Annotated in this window: 17 protein-coding genes; 6 read left to right on the plus strand and 11 right to left on the minus strand. The window is 71.1% G+C overall.

Features of this window, described 5'->3' with window-relative positions:
- Window positions 1-100: 100 nt before the first annotated feature.
- Complete coding sequence (gene pulA / locus EV382_RS15460; protein ID WP_130402616.1) at window positions 101-5,626, minus strand: pullulanase-type alpha-1,6-glucosidase; 5,526 nt, start codon at window positions 5,624-5,626, stop codon at window positions 101-103.
- A gap of 109 nt (window positions 5,627-5,735) precedes the next feature.
- Window positions 5,736-6,044, minus strand: coding sequence for a cellulose binding domain-containing protein (locus tag EV382_RS33495; protein ID WP_244236708.1), 309 nt, complete (start codon window positions 6,042-6,044; stop codon window positions 5,736-5,738).
- A gap of 52 nt (window positions 6,045-6,096) precedes the next feature.
- Here EV382_RS33495 and EV382_RS33500 point away from each other — a divergent pair, with 52 nt between their 5' ends.
- Entirely contained in the window at window positions 6,097-6,462 is a 366-nt protein-coding gene (locus tag EV382_RS33500; protein ID WP_244236709.1) for a hypothetical protein, read from the plus strand.
- Between the two features lie 55 nt (window positions 6,463-6,517).
- Here the strand turns inward: EV382_RS33500 and EV382_RS15470 are convergent, their stop codons facing one another.
- From EV382_RS15470 to EV382_RS15480, 3 genes are all read right to left on the minus strand, one after another.
- Entirely contained in the window at window positions 6,518-7,201 is a 684-nt protein-coding gene (locus EV382_RS15470; protein ID WP_130402620.1) for a hypothetical protein, read from the minus strand.
- A 98-nt stretch (window positions 7,202-7,299) separates the two neighbouring features.
- Window positions 7,300-7,689, minus strand: a complete 390-nt coding sequence (locus EV382_RS15475; protein WP_130402622.1) for a hypothetical protein — start codon at window positions 7,687-7,689, stop codon at window positions 7,300-7,302.
- Between the two features lie 37 nt (window positions 7,690-7,726).
- Window positions 7,727-8,425 carry a hypothetical protein gene (locus EV382_RS15480; RefSeq protein ID WP_130402624.1) on the minus strand — a complete coding sequence of 233 codons (699 nt, stop codon included), beginning with the start codon at window positions 8,423-8,425 and terminating at the stop codon, window positions 7,727-7,729.
- A 19-nt stretch (window positions 8,426-8,444) separates the two neighbouring features.
- On the opposite strand from EV382_RS15480, the gene EV382_RS15485 reads away from it, so the two are divergent.
- The 3 genes from EV382_RS15485 (at window position 8,445) to EV382_RS15495 (ending at window position 10,186) form a co-directional block, all read left to right on the plus strand.
- The gene (locus tag EV382_RS15485; protein WP_130402626.1) at window positions 8,445-8,633 is read left to right on the plus strand and encodes a hypothetical protein; all 189 of its coding nucleotides are present in this window, start codon (window positions 8,445-8,447) and stop codon (window positions 8,631-8,633) included.
- A gap of 92 nt (window positions 8,634-8,725) precedes the next feature.
- Window positions 8,726-8,935: a hypothetical protein gene (locus tag EV382_RS15490; protein WP_130402628.1), complete on the plus strand. Its 210-nt coding sequence runs from the start codon at window positions 8,726-8,728 to the stop codon at window positions 8,933-8,935.
- Between the two features lie 135 nt (window positions 8,936-9,070).
- Entirely contained in the window at window positions 9,071-10,186 is a 1,116-nt protein-coding gene (locus tag EV382_RS15495; RefSeq protein WP_130402630.1) for an FUSC family protein, read from the plus strand.
- 4 nt (window positions 10,187-10,190) lie between these two features.
- Here the strand turns inward: EV382_RS15495 and EV382_RS15500 are convergent, their stop codons facing one another.
- Genes EV382_RS15500 through EV382_RS15510 form a run of 3 tightly spaced genes read right to left on the minus strand, consistent with a single transcriptional unit; the run spans window position 10,191 to window position 12,847 of the window.
- The gene (locus EV382_RS15500) at window positions 10,191-11,135 is read right to left on the minus strand and encodes a hypothetical protein (protein WP_208758425.1); all 945 of its coding nucleotides are present in this window, start codon (window positions 11,133-11,135) and stop codon (window positions 10,191-10,193) included.
- Complete coding sequence (locus EV382_RS15505) at window positions 11,132-11,623, minus strand: hypothetical protein (RefSeq protein ID WP_130402632.1); 492 nt, start codon at window positions 11,621-11,623, stop codon at window positions 11,132-11,134. Before EV382_RS15505 ends, EV382_RS15500 begins: the two co-directional genes overlap by 4 nt.
- Window positions 11,624-11,626: 3 nt before the next feature.
- A complete protein-coding gene (locus EV382_RS15510; RefSeq protein WP_130402634.1) occupies window positions 11,627-12,847 on the minus strand; it encodes a macrolide family glycosyltransferase in 1,221 nt (406 codons plus the stop codon).
- Window positions 12,848-13,558: 711 nt separating this feature from the next.
- On the opposite strand from EV382_RS15510, the gene EV382_RS15515 reads away from it, so the two are divergent.
- Complete coding sequence (locus EV382_RS15515; protein WP_130402636.1) at window positions 13,559-14,221, plus strand: C39 family peptidase; 663 nt, start codon at window positions 13,559-13,561, stop codon at window positions 14,219-14,221.
- A gap of 76 nt (window positions 14,222-14,297) precedes the next feature.
- Here EV382_RS15515 and EV382_RS15520 read toward each other — a convergent pair whose 3' ends face one another.
- Window positions 14,298-15,005 (minus strand): DedA family protein, encoded by a 708-nt coding sequence (locus tag EV382_RS15520; protein ID WP_130402638.1) that lies wholly within the window; start codon window positions 15,003-15,005, stop codon window positions 14,298-14,300.
- A gap of 210 nt (window positions 15,006-15,215) precedes the next feature.
- Between EV382_RS15520 and EV382_RS15525 the strand changes: the two genes are divergently transcribed.
- A complete protein-coding gene (locus tag EV382_RS15525; RefSeq protein WP_130402640.1) occupies window positions 15,216-18,068 on the plus strand; it encodes an aconitate hydratase in 2,853 nt (950 codons plus the stop codon).
- Between the two features lie 77 nt (window positions 18,069-18,145).
- On the opposite strand, the gene EV382_RS32745 is transcribed toward EV382_RS15525, so the two are convergent.
- Window positions 18,146-18,367, minus strand: coding sequence for a hypothetical protein (locus EV382_RS32745; protein WP_165435800.1), 222 nt, complete (start codon window positions 18,365-18,367; stop codon window positions 18,146-18,148).
- A 58-nt stretch (window positions 18,368-18,425) separates the two neighbouring features.
- Complete coding sequence (locus EV382_RS15535) at window positions 18,426-18,689, minus strand: hypothetical protein (RefSeq protein WP_130402642.1); 264 nt, start codon at window positions 18,687-18,689, stop codon at window positions 18,426-18,428.
- Between the last annotated feature and the right edge of the window lie 246 nt (window positions 18,690-18,935).

Below are 18,935 nucleotides of genomic sequence, written 5' to 3' on the forward strand. Positions count from 1 at the left end.
TTCGGGTGACGCAGCGCAGCACCCTCGGGTGACCGCGACGCAGCGCCAGCACAACGGACCGGCCCCCTTCCGCGAGACGCGGAAGGGGGCCGGTTCACCGTCACTTCTGGACGAAGACCGCCACGCTGCGCGCCGGTACGGTGAATGTGCCGGTCGCCCGGTCGAACGAGGCGCTGCGCAGCACCGGGTCGGCCGAGTCGACCAGCACCGGGTGCAGTGCCACATCCGCTCCGCGCAGCCCGGTCACCGTCTGCGTCGCCGCCGACGGGGTGCCGTTGAAGACGACTGTCACCGACTTCCACGGACCGCCCAGCCCGCGGGCATCCAGGGTCATGGTCAGCACACCGGGCGTCTCCTGGGCACCGGCCAGCGGGAACGCGACCCGCTGCTGCACCTGCTCGGCGGTGGCCAGCCCGAACACCGGCGACGACGCCCGGATGCGCAGCAACTCGGCGTACCGCGCGTCGGTGGTGTTGATCGCCGCGCAGTCGGGCACCAGCACCGGGTCGGCCAGCAGCGGCTTGGCGTACGACCACTTGTCCTCGTTGTCGGGCGCGGGGGGCAGACCGGCGCCGAACCCGTTGCCCCGTGCGCAGCCCCAGCGGATCTGGTTGAACCAGTCACCGGAGTTGTACGAGTTGCGGTCGAGCGACTTGGACCGCAGGCGTTCGGTGCCGGCGGTGACGAAACCGGTGCCCTGTCCCAGCACCACCGTGCCCAGTGCCAGCACCTGCATCCGGGAGCGGTCCGCCGCCGTGGTGGCCTGCGGCAGTTTGTACGCCAGCGCGTCGTACAGGATCTCGTTGTCGTGCGCGTCGGCGTAGGTGATGGCCTCCCCCGGCGTGGCGGTGTAGCCGGCCGGGGAGCCGTTGTAGTCCACCTGCGCCCCGGTGACCTGCCGCCCGGCGGTGTCGGTGAACCGGTAGTCGCGCAGGTTGCCGGTGAGGCCCACCTTGAGCAGGTCGTGGGCGTGCAGCAGCCGGGCTTTCTGCTCGGCCGGTGACCCGTTGACCGCATCGCCGTTCGGGTCGGTGTAGAGCCCGGAGGCGAAACCCTGCACCCGTGGGTTGGCGTCGAATGGTCCACCGCCGCGCACCGCGTCGCGGAGCCGGTCGTTGAAGGTGCCGATGCCGGTGCCGGCCATGTTGGCCTGGGTGGCCTGGACGAAACGGGCGTCGTTGGCGACCTCGCCGAAGTTCCAGCCCTCGCCGTAGAGCAGGATCGACCGGCCGTCCACGCCGTCGCGGGCGACGGTCAACCGGTCCAGGGCCGCACGGACGGCCAGGATGTTGGCCTTCGGGTGGTGTCCCATCAGGTCGAAGCGGAAGCCGTCCACCTTGTACTGTCGGGCCCAGGTGACCAGCGAGTCGACCACCAGCTTGCCCATCATGGCGTGCTCCGGAGCGGTGTTGGCGCAGCAGGTGGAGTTGGCCACCGTGCCGTCCTCCAGCAGCCGGTGGTAGTAGCCGGGCACGATCTGGTCGAGCACCGACTTCGCGTCGGCGCCGGCGGCGGAGGTGTGGTTGTAGACGACGTCCATGACCACCCGCAGCCCGGCGTCGTTCACCCCGGCGACCATCCGCCGGAACTCGGTGGTCCGGGCCGCGCCGGCCGGGTCGACGGCGTAACCGCCCTCCGGCACGGTGTAGTGCAGCGGGTCGTACCCCCAGTTGTAGCCGTCGGTCTCGGCGACCGCCGCCACGCATTTCTGCTGCTCCGCCGAGTCTGGCGGGAGCGCCGCCAGGTCGCAGGCGGGCTGGCGCTGGTCGGCCCGCCGCTCGGGGATCGTCGCGAAGTCGAACGCCGGCAGCAGGTGCAGGTGGGTGACCCCGGCGTCGCCGAGCGCCCGCAGGTGGGTCATGCCGGCGGTTCCCGGGTCGGTGAAGGCGAGGAAGGTCCCGCGCCGCTGCGCCGGCACGGTGTCGTCGGCGATGGAGAAGTCCCGTACGGACAGCTCGGTGATCTGCGCCTTCGCGGGCGGCACCGGTGCCGGTTTGCGCAGCGTGCGCCACCCGGGCGGGGCCAGCTTCGGGTCGCTCAGGTCGACCAGTTGGCTGTGCGTGGAGTCCGCGGCGAGGGCCACCGAGTACGGGTCGGTGACCGACGCGGTGACCATCTGCTGCGTCGCCGGCTGCCAGGCCGTCACCTCGTACCGGTAGAACGCGCCGGTCCAGGTGTGGTCGCCGCGTACCGACCAGACGCCGGTGCGATCGTCGCGGCGCATCGGCACGGTCTTCGGCGCGGCGGTGGGTGTGGCGAACAGCTGCAGGCGCACGGTGCGGGCGGTCGGCGCCCACAACGCGAGGCTCGGCGTCCGGCCCACGAACGTGGGCCCGAGGGTGGCGTCGGCCGCCCGGGAGTACACGTCGTCGAGCACACCGGGCAGCTGCACGCCGGTCGCGGCGAGCAGCGCACCCTCGGCGTCGCGCTCGGTGACCAGCACCTGCCCCCGCAGCGCCGCCGGGACCTTGGCCAGGTCCGCGGTGTCCAGGGCGAAGCTACGGTACGACCACAGGTGCGGGAACCTGTCGCGTTGCGCCTCGGTGAGCCCGTTACGCTGCGCCCGCAGCGGCATCGTGGTGTACGTGCCGGTCAGTTCGCCGTCGACCACGCTGACGCCGCCGGTGGGCGCGGCGACCAGCGCGTACGTCTTGCTGTCGGTCGGCGGGGTCTGCCACGCCACGGTGGACCGGTCGATCCAGTGCGCCTTCTGTTTGCTGATGTCGGTGTCCCCGCTGGCGGTGCTGGCCATCGACGGCAGCAGGCGGCCCGGTGTGGCGGCGAGCAGCCACACCTCCCGGCCGGCGCTGGCGAAGTCGAGCCGCTGGTCGTCGGGGAGGTCCTTGGTGTCGCCCTGGTGGATGATGTAGTTCAGACCGGTGGCGCCGGCTGCCAGCGGCACCCGGAACACCGCCCCGAACGCGTCGACGGCGCTCGGCCGCAGCGGGGCGGACCACTCGGTCGGGTTGGCCGCGCCGTCCCACAGGTGCAGGCCCCAGCCGTCGTAGTTGCCGTCGGCCCGCCGGTAGTGCAGCACGGCGGTGCCCTCCTCGACCGGCGGGTCCTGGGCACCGGTGGCCGCCTGTCGGCTCGGGTAGATCGCCGGGTCGCCCTGCTTGAGCCAGATCTCGCCGGTCTGGGTGACGTCGATGCTGCGGTCCTGGGCGACGTCCTTGTTGCCGTCGGAGTCGACCACCAGGAAGCTCACCGACGTCGCGCCGGGCTTGAGTTTCACCCAGGCGAACCGGCCGTAGGAGTCCTCCCCGGCGAACGGCTGCCCCTTCGGCCACTCGGTGACGTACGCCGGGTCGATGTCTCCCCAGGCGTACAACGCCCAGTCGTCGTACCCGCCGGCGGGGCGCTGGTAGTGCACCACCGCCCATTCCCGGGAGCTGCCCTGGGCCGGGGTGCCCACCACGGCGGCGGACCGGGCGGTGGCGGTACGACCCCGACCGTCGCGGACCACCGCCTTGTACTCGACCCGGACACCGCCGGCCAGGCCGGTCAGGTCGTGCTGCACGGTGTACGGGGCGTGGTCGGCGCTGCCCAGCAGCGTCCACCGGCCGCCGGCTACCCGGGCGGCGACGGTGACGGTGGCGAGCGGGTCGCCGGTCACCCGGGCGTTGACCGCCGCGCGGGTGGCGACGGGTGCGCCCGGGTCGGGGCTGGTGATGGTGATGGTCGGCTTGTCGGCCGCCGCAGCGATGGGGGTACCGGCCCGGTACACCACCGCCGACAGCGGCGGCACGGTGAGGGCCAGCTCGCCGTCACCGTTGGCCCGCGCGGTCGTCGGGGCCGGGGGCGCACCGGCGTCGCCGTTCGAGCCGCCGTAGATGCCGGTGAAGGTGGCGCCGGCCGACCAGGTGTCCACGGTGACAGTCTGCGCCGTGTCGGCGTTGTTCACGGCCACCACGTACTCGATGCGGTCGGCCGGGGCGATCCGGGAGGCGGCGAAGACCCCGGGCCCGTCGGCCGCGTACCGGGTGACCTGCACACCGTCGCGCAGCGCGGGGTGCGCCTGGCGCAGCCGGCCCAGGTCGGCGATGGTCCGGTACAGCGGGTGGGTCGGGTCGAACTGGTCGCTGGCGTGGGTGCGGTCGGTGCCGAGCAGGTCGTCGTCGAGGTAGTCGGGCACCTTTGAGGCGAACATGTCCTGGCGGGCGTCCTTGTCGCCGCCCGGGCCGGTGAAGCCCTGTTCGTCGCCGGAGTAGACCACCGGCTGGCCACGGGTCAGGAACATCAACTGGTGGGCGAGTTGGTCGCGGCGCAGGTGACTGGCCGGGTCGGTGCCGCCACCGGCGATGAACGAGCCGATCCGGCCCATGTCGTGGTTGCCGAGGAAGGTGGTCAACCGGCCCGCGTCGGTGTCGCGTGCCGCGTAGAGGTCGTCGCGCGCGTACACGTCGGCGAGCGCCTTCGCCGAGCCGGCGCCGGCGGTGAAGCCCCGCGCGGCCTCCTGGAAGGCGAAGTCGAGGGTGGCCGGCAGACCGCCCCGCCGGACATAGCTGGAGCTGATCTCCGGGTCGGCGCTGTACACCTCGCCGAACATGAAGAAGTCCTTCTTGCCGGCCTTCTCGGCGGCCCGTTCGATGCCCTGGCTGAACTGCGGCCAGAAGTCCATGTTGACGTGTTTCACGGTGTCCAGCCGGAACCCGTCGACGCCGGTCGCGCCGATCCAGTCCCCGTACGCCTTGGTCAGCCCCTGGACCACCTCGGGACGTTCGGTCCACAGGTCGTCGAGGCCGAAGAAGTCGCCGTACTCGCTGTTCTCGCCGGCGAAGGTGGAGTCACCGCGGTTGTGGTACATGGTGGCGTCGTTGAGCCAGGCCGGGACCTTGACGCTGGCGTCCTTCGGCTCGGCGAACGTCGGCGTGTACGGGAAGGACTCCTTGTTGACCGGCGGGAACGGGCGGCTGCCGTCGGCGTGGTTGCGGTCCTCGAACGCACGGCCCTGCGCGTCGGTGTACGGCGAGGTCGCCTTGTCCACGTACGCGTACGTGTTCTCGGCGTACTTGATGACGTCGGCGGTGTGGTTGACGATCACATCGAGGTAGATCTTGATGCCACGCTGGTGGGCGAGCTTGACCAGCCGTTTCATCTCCTCCATGGTGCCGAAGTGCGGGTCCACCTGGGTGAAGTCGGTGATCCAGTACCCGTGGTAGCCGGCCGAGATGTCGTTGCCGGCCCCCTGCACCGGCCGGTTCTTGAAGATCGGGGCGAGCCAGATGGCGGTGGTGCCCATCCCCTGGATGTAGTCCAACTTGTCGATGACGCCCCTGAGGTCGCCGCCGTGGTAGAAGCCTTTGTCGGTGGGGTCGAGGCCGGTCCGCAGCCGGTCGCCGCTGAGGCCGCCCCGGTCGTTGCGGGGGTCACCGTTGGCGAACCGGTCCGGCAGAACGAAGTAGAACTGCTCAGCGCGGGCGGAGTTGTCGCCTGCTTTCAGCAGCGCCTCGGCGGTGGGTTCGGTACGCCACTGGGTCGCACCACCGGCGGCGGGTGGGGTGCCATCGGAGGGTCGGGGGTTCGCGGCGGCGGGGTGCACGGCGACCGGGGCGCCGACGAGCGTGACGGTGAGCAGGGAGGCAAGGGCCAGCAGGGCGGTGCGCGGTATCGGCGGGGGTTTCATCGACGCCTTCCTCTGGTCGCTGATGGCCGCACGCTAACCCTTGCCGAAACATTCTGCAATAGTTTGCAAACAGGGTCGCAACGCAGCAGCAACCTTGCGCAAGTGCCGGTCAGAGCCCGGTGCAGCGCACCCCGTCCACAGTGCACTCCCGGGGCGTGTGGGACGCCCGCTCCAGGTGGAAGCGCAACGACACCGAACCGCCCGGCGACACCTCAACCCCACTGACGTAGGTGAAACCACCATCGAACTGGCGGACCGTCCCCTGCGGCACACCCTCCACCCAGGCGGTCACCAGCCGCCCACCGGAGAAGTCCAACCACACCGTCCAACCACGACTGCGGGCCGACCCGTTGACCATCGACACCTCGCCGATGAAACCCCCGTCGAAGCTCTGCACCACCCGGTACCGCCCGGTCATCGCCGGCTGCCCCGAGGCCGCCCGACTCGGCGACCGCGTCGCCGTCGGCTTCGTGATCGGACCGACCGTCGGGGCCGCCGACGGTGAACCCGACCCGGGCGCGGTGCTCGGCGGCAGCCCGCTCGCCCGCCCGGACAACCCCGGCACCACCGGAGCAGGAGACGGCGCCGACGTGGGCGCGCTCGGCGCCGCCACCGCGGACGGCAGCGGCAACGCCGGCGGCTGCGCGCCGTCCGGCGCAGGGCTACGTCCCCGGTACGCGCCCAGGGCCACGAAGAGCAGAACCACCATCACGACGACACCGGCGCCCACCACGATCCAGGGCGACGTGGCGATCGCGACCGGACCGTTCGGCGGACGCGAAGCACGGCGGATGCCGGACATGTACCTCCCTCAGCGGACCGTCCGCGCAGCGTAGCGATCGGCGGCCCGGGCCGGAAAGCCTGGCGGCGCAACGCTGGCCCGGCCCCAGGTCAACCGATCCGGCAGTCGACCCCGTTGATCGTGCACGTGAGCGGTCGCTGCGCCGACTCGCCCCAGCCGACGCGCAGCCGCACCGTCCGGGAGTCACCCGGATTCAGCGAACGGGTGCCGCGCAACACGAACTCCCCGTTCCCCCGCCCGCGCACCGAGACGCCCGAGTCATCACCCACGCGCAGCGCCCACGTGTCGTCGTCGAACGCCAACTCCACCTGCCAGTCCACCGACCGACTCGACTTGTTGACCACCGACAGCACCGCCGCGTCCCCGTTGTAGCCGTTCGTACCGACCTGGTAGCGGGCGCTGACCGTGTCGTCCGCCGACGCCGTCGTCGGGGCCGTCAGGACGCTCGTCCGCCCCGGTGTCGGCGAGCCGGTCCCGGTGGCCCGCGGCGACGGCGTCCGACCACTGCGCGATGGTCGCGGAGACACCGAGCGCCGCTCCACACCGGCCGGGGTCGGCCCACCGGTGGTCGACGCGCCGGCCGGCACGGTCGGCAGGAACGCCGGAGGCGCGGCCTGCGGCGCGGCGTCCCGCTCCCTGGTCCGAAACGACAACAGCGCAACCACCAGGAGCACCACGAGCAAACCCACACCGAGCAGCACCACGATCCACGGCACCGATGCCAACACCCGCACCGCCCGCGAATCTGCCGCACCGTCCGGCCGCACCGCCATCAGGTCTCCCCTCGTCCCGCACCGACGCGACAGCGTAGCCAGCGCCGCACGGTCCGGAAACCGGGCGGGTACGGATCGAGCCGACCGGCCCCGGTCGGTCAGCCCGTCCGGACGACCGTGCAGATCAGTGGCCCGTCATCCGAGGTGCGCAGCAGATAGCGGTACCGCTCACCCGGCACCGCCTGCCCCCGACTGTCCAGGAACTCCCACTCCACCGCCACCATCGTCAACAGGGCGGACAACGGCTGCACCTCCTCCATCCGGGCGTGGGCGGCGACCAACTCCCGGTCCTGGTAGTCCGGCGCGGCGCCCACGAAGGACAGCGCCACCGCCGCCGCGGACGTGAACGAGAAGCTGTAGGTGTCGGCCACCACCAACCCTGGCAGGGCGTAACAGCCGGCGATGGCCGGCAGGTCGCCGGAGGTCAACGCCACGCCGTACCGGTCGAAGAAGTCGGCCAACGTCTCAAGGTCCGTGGAGGCGGTCACGGCCCCAGCAATTGCCGGTCACCGCTGCGGTCAAACCTCAGCGCGCCGGCACCCGCACCTCGATCTCCGCACCCAACCGCGCATCGGCGGCCAGGCCGAGGTCGTCACCGCTCCAGAACCGCCCCGGGTCATACCAGTTCGGACGCCGGCCCGCCGGCAGTAACCCCATGGCCTCATAGGTCACCGCCACCACCTCGGCGCAGTACGCCGTCTCCAACGCCCGGTCCCGCTCCCCCGCCGATCCGGCCGGGCTGGCGGGCCTGGTGGGTCTGGTGGGGCGCGCCAGCGCGGACAGCCGGCCGGGGCGCGGCAGCGTCGGCACCCGACCCCGCACCCAGCGCCACGCCAACTGCGCGGTCGACGGGAACGGCGTACCGTCCAACCGCGCGATCGTCCGCAGCACCGCCCGCTCCATCTCCCCGTCGGCAGGTGGGTCGAGCTGACGCAGCCAGGCCCGCTGGCCGTACCGGTTGGCCCAGACGCAGACCGCGTCCCGCAGGTCGTGCAGCTGGACACCGCGCTGGTGGGTGCCCGACCACAGGTCCGGCAACGACCTGCCCAACTCCGCGTGCCACATCAACGGCGGCATGTCGTCCAACACCACCGCCATCCCCACGTGGTTCACCGGGCTGTTGGTGGTGAACTGGATCGCCCGGTCCGGCACGCTGCGGCCCCGGAACACCCACACGTCACCGGTGCGGGTCACCTCGACGGCCTCATCCAGGCTGATGCTCATGAGGGTTTAGCCTAGGCCGATGCGGCAACGAATGCGGTGGTGGAAGGTCCTCGGGCTGGCCGGTCTCGCCGGCGTCGCGGCCACCGGCGTGGTCATCGCGCGGGCCGAACGGCGTCGACGCGCGTATACCCCGGAGGAGATCCGGCAGCGGTTGCTGGAGCGGCACGCCCAGTCCGGCGATGCCGCGAAGCCCGCCGACCCGGCCTGAGCACCGTCCCCCGTAGACGGTCAACGGGGCCACCGGGCAGGTCGAAGATCGATATGGTCAGGGCATGACGAGGCCCGTCGCACAGGCCGCTGGTGCTGACCCGCGCCGGTAAGGACATCCCACCGGTGCTGGCCGGCCTCGACGCGTTCCTCCCCGCGGCGACCGCGCAGGGTTGGCCGCTGCGGGTGATCGAGGTGCCGGACGGCCAGCACTCCTTCGACATCCTCGACCACAACCCGCAGTCGGAGGCAACCGTCCGGGCCGCCCGCGACGCCGTCCTGGACCTGCTCGACGCCGGCTGACCACACCCCACCGGCCCTGCGCGCCGAGGCGCAGGCTTCGGCCGCTGCCGCAGCAGATTGGGGATCTCTCACCCCCGACGCTCGCCGTCGTACGACGATCGTCAGAGAGCCGATCGGTGGTGGGGGGGGTGAGAGGTGCGCGGCAGGCGTCGGGGTGCCCGACCGGCGAAGAGTGCCCTGCGCGAGGGCCGGGAGGCCTACGAACGGCTCCGCACGTACCTCATCCTCGCGGTGCAGGCGGGTTTGGCCGCCGGTCTGGCCTGGTTCGTGGCCAGCGACGTGCTGCACAACCCGCAGCCACTGTTCGCGCCCGCCGCCGCCGTCGGCACCATCGCGGCGGCCATCGGTAATCGGGCCCGTCGAACTCTGGAACTTCTCGCCGGGGTCTTCCTGGGGGTGCTGGTCGGAAACGGGATCGTCGGGTTGATCGGGGCGGGCCCGATACAGACCGGCGTGGTCGTGGCGTTGGCCATTTCGGCGGCAGCCGTTTTTCGAGGCACCGGAGCCGTCATGGTGCAGGCGGGAAGCACCGCCGTCCTGCTCGGCACAGTGTCTCCGGACCGGCCCGACCTGGCCGTACCCCGGACGGCGAATGCCCTGGTCGGTGTCGTGGTGGCCATCGTGGTGGCCCTGCTGATTCTGCCGCTCAATCCGGTGCGGATCGTGCACCGCGCCGCTGGTCCGACAGTCGATGCCATCGCCCGTGAAATGACCGCCATCGCTGAGGCGCTGACTCGCCAGGACGCACGGCAGGCCGAGGCCGCCCTACAGCGACTGCGTGCGGCCGAGGCGCAACGACGCAACACCGCCGACGTGGTCGCGGCGGCCTGCGAAGTCGCGATCCTCTCGCCGTGGCGGAGACGACGGCTGGGCATCATGCGTCGGTACGCGCGCGCGGCCGAGCACCTTGAACTCGCCTACACCAGCACCCGCGAGATGGTGCAGTGGGTGGTCTCGGCACTGCACGCCCGGGAGACGCTGCCGGCCGGCCTTGCCGCCGCGATCGAGCACTTCGGCCAGGCGTTCAGGCTCCTGCATCGTGACTTCCTGGCCGGGCGGGAGCCGGACCGCGCGCGGGAGCGAGCGCTACAGGTGATCGCCGACATCGACGAGGCGTGTACCGAGGGTGTCGGGTCCTCCGGTGCGGTCGTCGTCTCGCAGCTGCGCGTTGTCGTCAGTCAACTGCTCCAGATCTCCGGGCTGTCCCAGACAGAGGCGGATCACCAGGCGGGCTTGAAGGCCGAGGTGTGAACGTTCAGGGCCGCGGGCCGTCGGTCTCCGCGGTGCGGCCGAGGCGGTCCCGGATCACCGCGAGCACGGTGTCGGTGGTCCGGTCGAGGTGGCTGCGGCCGTCGGGTAGGCGGGCCTCCGGGGCGATGTAGCTGCGGGGACCGATGTGCGTGGCCGGGTCGAGCCGGTGCACGGTGATCTTGCCGGCGCGGTCGGCCCGGTTCCATCCGCTCCAACGGAACAGCCGCCACCGCTGCGGGAAGATCCAGGTGCCGACGCGCTCGATCCAGTCACCGGCACTGGTGAGCTGGTCGAGGTGCTGAGCATGGGTGATGTCGTTGGCACCGTTGTGAAATCCGCCGAGGGTGATCAGCCAGAGCGGCGTACGCAGTTGGGACCACAGTTCGTTCACCGCACCGCTGGCGACCTGGGCGCCACCGCTGTAGCTGAGCAGGACCACGGGTATACCGCTGTCCGGCCGGTAACCGGCGACCGTGAGCTCGGTGGCGATCTGCGCGCCGACGGCACGGTTGTACAGCGGACGGTATCGGCGGTCGGCGGCGACGAAGATCTGCATCACGTTGTGCAGGAACAGCGCCAGCCCGACGCGGCGGCGCACCCAGGTCCAGACCGGCCGGTCGGCGAGCGGCACGGCGAGCGGCGAGTAGGGCTGCACCTGGCCCAGAACCCGGAGCTCCGGCGCCCGGTTGATCAGGGCCTTGACCAGTCGGCCACCATCGCGGGTGTCGTGGAAACGTCGTTTCCCGATGCCGTCCAGATAGACCAGGTAGGCGTCCGGAGGGCGGTCCGGATCCGCCCCTCGGGCGTAGGACATGCCCTCGGGGCGGGAGATGGTGGGTGTGCGCCAGCCAGCGGCGTAGACCAGCACCTCGTAGCGGGCAAGCAGGGCCTCGGCGATCAGCACCAGTCCGATCACGCCGAGCAGCAGCAGGAACGCCAACCCGATCACGCGACCCGCTCCGGTGCGCGTCTGGTGTTGAGCTTCACGACAAGGCGTCGGACGGCCTCGACGGAGACGCCGAGCCCCACTCCGGCGATCGCGACACAGCCGGCGGCCTCCCACCAGCGAACTCCGGCCAACGTGGCGAGCGCACCGGTGAGGCCGGCCCCCACGCCCACCATGAGCAACAGGTGCAGCAGCGGCCCGAGGAGCGGAAACGCGAGAACCCCGGCGAGCACCAGCGGAACGGCCAGGCCCGGTGTCCAGACCAGCGCGGCCTCGTCGGACGGGGAGGTGGGCAGCACCAGATTGGCGACGGCCCACGCGGACAGCGGCCAGAGCGCGAACACCGCGCCGTCGACGACCGCGCCCGCCAGCAACAGGCTGACCACCCGCACGTGCGACACCCCGGACAGGCGTGCCACCACCGGCAGGAGACGTCCGGCGGCCTCGGAGAGCCCGGCGACCAGCAACAGGATGGCGACGAAAGGAGTCATCGGTCAGCCCCGTGGTGGCAGGTCGGCGGAGCCCGGCTGGCTGACCGAACCGGTCTGCCGCACGAACTGCTCAAGGACGTCGGCGGCACGCGCATAGCCGCCCGCCTCGCGCTGGGCGACCTGCAGGGTGCTCGCGGCGGCCCGGAATCGCGGCTCGTCGAGCAGGCGCTGAGCGAGGGCCCGCACGGCCTCCACCGTGACGTCCTCGGTGCGGATCGACAGGCCGGCATCGAGCTCGACGATGCGGGAGGCCACCAGCAGTTGGTCGGCGCCCTGCGGGACCACCAGCGTCGGGGTGCCCGCGTACAGGGCCTCGTTGACGCTGTTCACCCCGCCGTGGGTGATGAACAGCGCGGCGCGGGCCAGCACCTCCAACTGCGGTACGGAACGGTAGGCGAGCACGTTGTCCGGTAGCGGGCCGAGCGTGGCGGGGTCGGTGTGCCCGGTGGAGATGACCACGGTGCCACCGAGCGGGGCGAGCGCGTCGGCGAAGGTGCGCAGCAACGTCGGAGCGTCGAACACCGTGCCCATCGAGGCGTACATCACCGGATCTTGCAAGCGATCGACCGGGAACGACGAGTCTGCGGGGCGGGCACCGATGCTGGGCCCGACGAACTGGTAGGACTGGTCGAAACTGTCCGCCTCCGGGTGGAACGCCCGCGAGGTGTACACCAGGTTGAGCGGCTGACGGATGTTGGCCAGGTCGATCAGGGGCACCGTGCGGGTGTCGTACCGGCGGCGCAGCTCCCAGCGCGACCTCAGGTACCCCACGGTGGGGCGGGGAAGGGCCGCCGCCGCCCTGAACAGCTCCCAGGAACCGCGGGTAGGGCTGGGCACGCGCCGGTTGAAGGCGAAGGTGGTAAACGATGATGCGGGCGGCACGCCGAGTTCCCGGGCGGCCACCGGCCCCCACGGGCAGAGCGAGTCGTGCACGATCAGGTTGGGCCGGGTGCCCCGCAGATCGGTGAGGACGGCCGGCAGCACGCGTACGGCGGTCCGCGCGAGCTGTTCCATCACCGTGACGGGCGTCGGCGGACCGGACAGCGGTGCATCCTCCCCGTGGTAGAGGAACACCCGTGCCCCGGTGGCCGCGATCTGCTCGGCATGGTTCGGCGTGGTGTGGTACGTGACGGAGTGACCACGGCGCACGAGCTCACCCACAACGGGCAGTGTCGGGTTTATGTGCCCGTGCATGTTTATGTTCAGGAATGCCACGGCGCTCATCGGCCGACCCCGAGTGGGGAAAAAGCCAGAGCTCGGCGGATAGCAGCGTCCATGATCCACCCCTCTCGGTCAGAGCCTAGATGTTGCCCGGAGGCAGCGGGCAGTGGACCAGGTACTCGACTCGTCAGCGGCGGGCGGCGGGCGTGCGTGCGTGCGTGCGTGATCCGCGCGATCCGCGTGATCCACTCGGGTTTCAGGATGTCGGGGTGTTGCGGGCAGTGGGATACCGCGTTTTCCTGAAACGCGAGTCGATCATCCCGCGGTGTCCGCGGCGTCGGGTTTGCCAACCACGTCGGGCGGGTGGTTTGTCGGGTTTGGGGGTGGGTGTCGGGTGGTCGGGGCCACCCCGGCGGCGGAATCGCCGGCCGGGCGGGGTCGTTATACCTGGCAGATCACCGCACCCCTTGCGGGTCGGTGGCGGGCGGGCCCCGCCGGGAACACCCGGCCGGCCGCCCCGGTTACACCCCCGTACGGCCGAGCACCACGACGGCCGACCACCCCCGTACAGCCGAGCACCACGACGGCCGAGCACCGCAACCGGCCGGCCGGTGGGTGGGTGGAATGAGCGGGCACCGCGAGCCGTTACACCGTGTCCCGACGCCGACCCCGTCTCCCGGGTCGCCGGGCAGAACCCCTTCGAACTTCCCCCGCACGGCCCCGCACCCCCCGGACGTCGTGTGGGCATCCCCCGATGCAGAGGAGCACGCCATCATGCGTACCGATCTGATCCGTAAGACCGCCCTGACCGCTGCTGGTCTCGCGTTCACCGGCGGCGCCATCGCCGGCCCCGTCACCGCCGCCTACGCCGCGTCGGACGCCAAGCCGACCACCCAGACCCAGACCGACCGCAAGAGCGGTCATGGTGAGCGGGAGCTGGGCGTGCGCTACGAAGCCCAGCCGAACTTCTACTACTGCGGCCCCGCCGCGACCCGTAACGCCCTGTCCGTGCAGGGCAAGGACATCAACGTTGATGACATGGCCAAGGAGATGGGCACCACCGAGGCCGGCACGAACTCCATCAACGACATCACCCCCGTACTGAACAAGGAAACCGGCAAGGCGGACGCCTACCACTCCGTCGAGATCAGCTCCCCGGACGCCGACGCGAAGCAGACCGACCAACTGCGCACCGACATCGTCCGCACCGTGGACGACGGGCGGGCCGTGGTCGCGAACATCGCCGGCACCAGCACCGACACCAACGGCGTCAACCACTCCTACGAGGGCGGGCACTACATCAGCGTCGTCGGCTACCACGACAACGGCAACACCGTCACCATCGCCGACTCCGCCGACCCCAACCAGGCCGCCTACCAGATCAGCGTCGAACACCTCGCCGACTGGATCGCCACCCGCGGCTACGCCACCAGCTGACAACCGCACCACCACACACCAACCGAAAGGGCCGGACCCCACCACCGGGGCCCGGCCCTTCGGCATACCCAAAAGGTCAGTGCTCGTTGCCCGCAGGGACCGGATCAGCGCCGGGGGCGACCGCAGCGGGCTGACCGCCGGCCGCAGCGGCCGCTTCCCGGTCAGGGGTGCTGTCGGCCGACCCGATGCGCTGCGCGCGTCGGCGTAGCCACCAGGTGCTGCCGAGCCCGGCGAGCACCGCGAGGACCAGCCCGGCCCAGGAGATGTCCTTCAGCCAGTGTTCGGCCGCCCGGCCGACCGAGTAGAGCAGGTACGTCGTGCCGAAGGCCCAGACCAGCCCGCCGGCTGCGTTGGCCAGCAGGAAGCGGCGGTACGGCACGTGCAGCGCTCCGGCGAGCGGCCCGGCCAGGATCCTCAGCAGTGCCACGAACCGGCCGAAGAAGACCGCCCAGACGCCGTGCCGCGCGAAGCTCTGTTCGGCGCGGGCGAGTTGCGCCGGGCCCAGGTGTTTGGGGAACCGTCTGCCCAGTCGGGCGAGCAGCGGACGGCCGCCGCGTCGACCGATGGCGTACCCGACGGAGTCGCCGACGATGGCGCCGAACGCCGCCGCGCCGGCCACCCACTCCGGCTCCACCACGCCGGTGGCGGCGAGCAGGGCGGAGCTGACCAGGACGATCTCCCCGGGCAGGGGGACGCCCATGCTCTCCACGCCGATCACCCCGGCGACGATCAGGTAGATCACGCCCGGAGGCAGCGCCGAGAGCCAGTGTTGAACGTCGATCACTCGGCACCCCTTCGAATCGGCCCCGACCCTACCCCGCCGGTCTGATGACGCGGCGGGGTTGTGGCTGCCCTACCGTGACGCCGGGTTGCGTATATAGCAAGACGGACGTACGGTTTTGTTGGAAGCAGAATCGGCGGGTAAGTGTCACCTAACCTCGGCGACACCCCAACCGGTGCGACAGACTGCTCAGGACTACTCACGGTCGCTGGTGTGAAGGAGTACGACGTGGCGAGCCTCGACACCTTCGGTGCGAAGACCCAGCTACGCGTCGGAGACGCGAGCTACGAGATTTTCAAGATTGACAAGGTGGAGGGCCACGCGCGGCTGCCGTACAGCCTGAAGGTCCTGCTGGAGAACCTGCTGCGGACCGAGGACGGCGCGAACATCACCGCCGACCACATCCGCCAGCTCGGCGCGTGGGACTCCACCGCCGCTCCCAGCGTGGAGATCCAGTTCACCCCGGCGCGGGTGCTGATGCAGGACTTCACCGGCGTGCCGTGCGTGGTCGACCTGGCCACCATGCGTGAGGCTGTGCGCGACCTGGGCGGCGACGCCAGCAAGGTCAACCCCCTCGCCCCGGCCGAGCTGGTCATCGACCACTCGGTCATCGCCGACCTGTTCGGCCGCGAGGACGCGTTCGCCCGCAACGTCGAGCTGGAGTACGAGCGCAACAAGGAGCGCTACCAGTTCCTGCGCTGGGGTCAGACCGCGTTCAACGAGTTCAAGGTCGTCCCGCCGGGCACCGGCATCGTGCACCAGGTCAACATCGAGTACCTGGCCCGCACCATCATGGAGCGCAACGGCCAGGCGTACCCGGACACCGTGGTCGGCACCGACTCGCACACCACCATGGTCAACGGCCTGGGCGTGCTGGGCTGGGGCGTCGGCGGCATCGAGGCCGAGGCCGCGATGCTCGGCCAGCCGGTCAGCATGCTGATCCCGCGGGTGGTGGGCTTCAAGCTCTCCGGTGAGATGCCGGCCGGCACCACCGCCACCGACCTGGTGCTGACCATCACCGAGATGCTGCGCAAGCACGGTGTGGTCGGCAAGTTCGTCGAGTTCTACGGCCCCGGCGTGAGCGCCGTGCCGCTGGCCAACCGGGCCACCATCGGCAACATGTCCCCGGAGTACGGCTCCACCGTGGCGATCTTCCCGATCGACGCGGAGACGATCCGCTACCTGGAGCTGACCGGCCGCGACGCCGCGCAGGTCGCGCTCGTCGAGGCGTACGCCAAGGAGCAGGGCCTCTGGCACGACCCGGACGCCGAGCCGGAGTACTCCGAGCGCCTGGAGCTGGACCTCAGCTCCATCGAGCCGTCGCTCGCCGGCCCGAAGCGCCCGCAGGACCGGGTGCCGCTGGGTGCCGCGAAGACGCTGTTCCGCTCCGCGTTGACCGACTACGTCGCCGACGACTCTGTCGGTGAGCGGGACCTCAAGCCGGGTGTCCCGCGCGAGGAGCTGCCGCGTGGCGCCAACGGCCCGGCCGACGAGGCCAGCGCCGAGTCCTTCCCGGCCAGCGACCCGCCGGCCAACGACTTCAGCGACCCGGCCGACGAGCCGCGTGACCTGGAGACCGCCGCGGTCGGCGCGGGCGGCCGGGCCACGAACCCGATCCGGGTCACCGGCGCCGACGGCGTCGAGTACGAGCTGGACCACGGCGCCGTGGTGATCGCCGCGATCACCTCCTGCACCAACACGTCGAACCCGCAGGTGATGATCGGTGCCGCGCTGCTGGCCCGCAACGCGGTGGAGAAGGGCCTGACCCGCAAGCCGTGGGTGAAGACCACCCTGGCCCCCGGGTCGAAGGTCGTCATGGACTACTACGAGCGGGCCGGCCTCACCCCGTACCTGGACAAGCTCGGCTTCAACCTGGTCGGCTACGGCTGCACCACGTGCATCGGCAACTCGGGTCCACTGCCCGAGGAGGTGTCCGCCGCGGTCAACGAGCACGACCTGTCGGTGGTTTCGGTGCTCTCCGGCAACCGGAACTTCGAGGGCCGGATCAACCCGGACGTCAAGATGAACTACCTGGCGTCGCCGCCGCTGGTGGTCGCCTACGCCCTGGCCGGCACCATGGACATCGACCTGGCCAACGAGCCGATCGGTGAGGACTCCGAGGGCAACCCGGTCTACCTGCGCGAGATCTGGCCGAACAGCGCCGAGATCCAGGACGTCATCGCCCAGGCGATCGGTGCCACCGGTTTCAGCGCCGCGTACGCCGATGTCTTCGCCGGTGACGAGCGGTGGCAGTCGCTGCCGACCCCGACCGGCGACACCTTCGCCTGGGCGAACGACTCCACCTACGTGCGTAAGCCCCCGTACTTCGAGGGCATGCAGCAGGAGCCGGCCCCGGTCGTCGACATCTCCGCCGCCCGGGTGCTGGCCAAGCTGGGTGACTCGGTGACCACCGACCACATCTCGCCGGCCGGCGCGATCAAGGCGGACTCCCCGGCGGGCACGTACCTGGCCGAGCACGGCGTGCCGCGCCACGAGTTCAACTCGTACGGTTCCCGCCGGGGCAACCACGAGGTGATGATCCGGGGCACCTTCGCCAACATCCGGCTGCGCAACCAGCTGGTCCCGGGGGTGGAGGGCGGCTTCACCGTCAACCACCTCACCGGCGAGCAGACCTCGATTTACGACGCCTCGGTCGCCTACCAGGAGGCCGGCATCCCGCTGGTCGTGCTGGCCGGCAAGGAGTACGGCTCGGGGTCGTCGCGGGACTGGGCGGCCAAGGGCACGATGCTGCTGGGCGTCCGGGCGGTCATCGCCGAGTCGTACGAGCGGATCCACCGCTCCAACCTCATCGGCATGGGCGTGCTGCCGTTGCAGTTCCCGGTGGACGTCACCGCCGAGTCGCTCGGCCTGACCGGCACCGAGACGTTCACCATCACCGGGGTGACCGCCCTGAACGACGGCGAGACCCCGCGTACGGTGCACGTCAGCACCGACACCGGCGTGGAGTTCGACGCTGTGGTCCGGATCGACACCCCCGGTGAGGCGGACTACTACCGGCACGGCGGCATCCTGCAGTACGTGCTGCGCCGCATGATCGCCAACTGATCGCGTACGGCTGGTCGAGGGCCGCTCCCGCTTCGGCGGGGGCGGCCTGCGCCGTCCGAGCCGAGGAAGGCGTGCGGTCAGGGCGCGAGGGCAGCGAGCCGTTGCTCTATCGCCGCATCCACCTGCCGCATCTCGTAGCCACGTAGCCGCCGTCGCAGGCTGGCCGCCCGCAGCGCGTCCCGCGCGGCAGCCCGTGACGCGGGGGTGTCGGTAGCCAGAGCCCCGTCGACAGTGGCAAAGAGACTCTCGACCTGACGCATGTCATAACCTCGCAGAGCGAGGTCGAACGGCAATGTCATGCGGCCACCGTATCGGTCCCCGGCTCGTGTCCAACAGGATGCGCGACAGGGTGGACGCTCAGCGCAGCCGCAGCGCGACAGCGCGGGCCTCCTCGTCGGTCAGCGGCAGGAACCAGAGGAAACGGCGGACGATGGCCACCGGATCGGGGCCACCTGGCTGGCCGCGCAGGTCCCGGATCGCCCGTCGGGTGATCCGGGAGAACTCGGGGATCAGGGTCGCGCGGCGGACGGCGTCCGTCGGGGTCGCGCGCAGCGTCGGGCAGGGCCAGTCCTGACCGCAGATGTCGCACGTCCACAGGGGGCCGTCGGCGGTGTGCGCCACCGGTGGGCCGCACCGGGAGCGCCAGCGTGCTTCGGGTACGACGTTCGGCGCGCGACCGGGGCCACGGTACGGGGGGTGCGGTGGCCCGATCCGGCGGGGTACACGCGGCCGGGCCGGTGACGGACCGCCCGTCAGCTTCGGGTGATTCCGGGGCCTGTCGTCGGTCATCCTGCGCTCCCTCCTCGATGCTGTCTCCACAGCACCCTGCCGAGGGTTGCCAACCGACTACACCGCGTAGAAGTATCT

This window comes from Micromonospora violae, assembly GCF_004217135.1.
GTDB lineage: Bacteria > Actinomycetota > Actinomycetes > Mycobacteriales > Micromonosporaceae > Micromonospora > Micromonospora violae.

What these genes read in the sequence shown, in the direction of transcription:
- EV382_RS15480 (WP_130402624.1), bottom strand. Translation starts at nt 8,425, where the DNA reads ATGAGCATCAGCCTGGATGAGGCCGTCGAGGTGACCCGCACCGGTGAC.
- EV382_RS32745 (WP_165435800.1), bottom strand. Translation starts at nt 18,367, where the DNA reads ATGACATTGCCGTTCGACCTCGCTCTGCGAGGTTATGACATGCGTCAG.
- EV382_RS15510 (WP_130402634.1), bottom strand. Translation starts at nt 12,847, where the DNA reads ATGAGCGCCGTGGCATTCCTGAACATAAACATGCACGGGCACATAAAC.
- EV382_RS15505 (WP_130402632.1), bottom strand. Translation starts at nt 11,623, where the DNA reads ATGACTCCTTTCGTCGCCATCCTGTTGCTGGTCGCCGGGCTCTCCGAG.
- EV382_RS15515 (WP_130402636.1), top strand. Translation starts at nt 13,559, where the DNA reads ATGCGTACCGATCTGATCCGTAAGACCGCCCTGACCGCTGCTGGTCTC.
- pulA (WP_130402616.1), bottom strand. Translation starts at nt 5,626, where the DNA reads ATGAAACCCCCGCCGATACCGCGCACCGCCCTGCTGGCCCTTGCCTCC.
- EV382_RS15485 (WP_130402626.1), top strand. Translation starts at nt 8,445, where the DNA reads ATGCGGCAACGAATGCGGTGGTGGAAGGTCCTCGGGCTGGCCGGTCTC.
- EV382_RS15470 (WP_130402620.1), bottom strand. Translation starts at nt 7,201, where the DNA reads ATGGCGGTGCGGCCGGACGGTGCGGCAGATTCGCGGGCGGTGCGGGTG.
- EV382_RS33495 (WP_244236708.1), bottom strand. Translation starts at nt 6,044, where the DNA reads ATGACCGGGCGGTACCGGGTGGTGCAGAGCTTCGACGGGGGTTTCATC.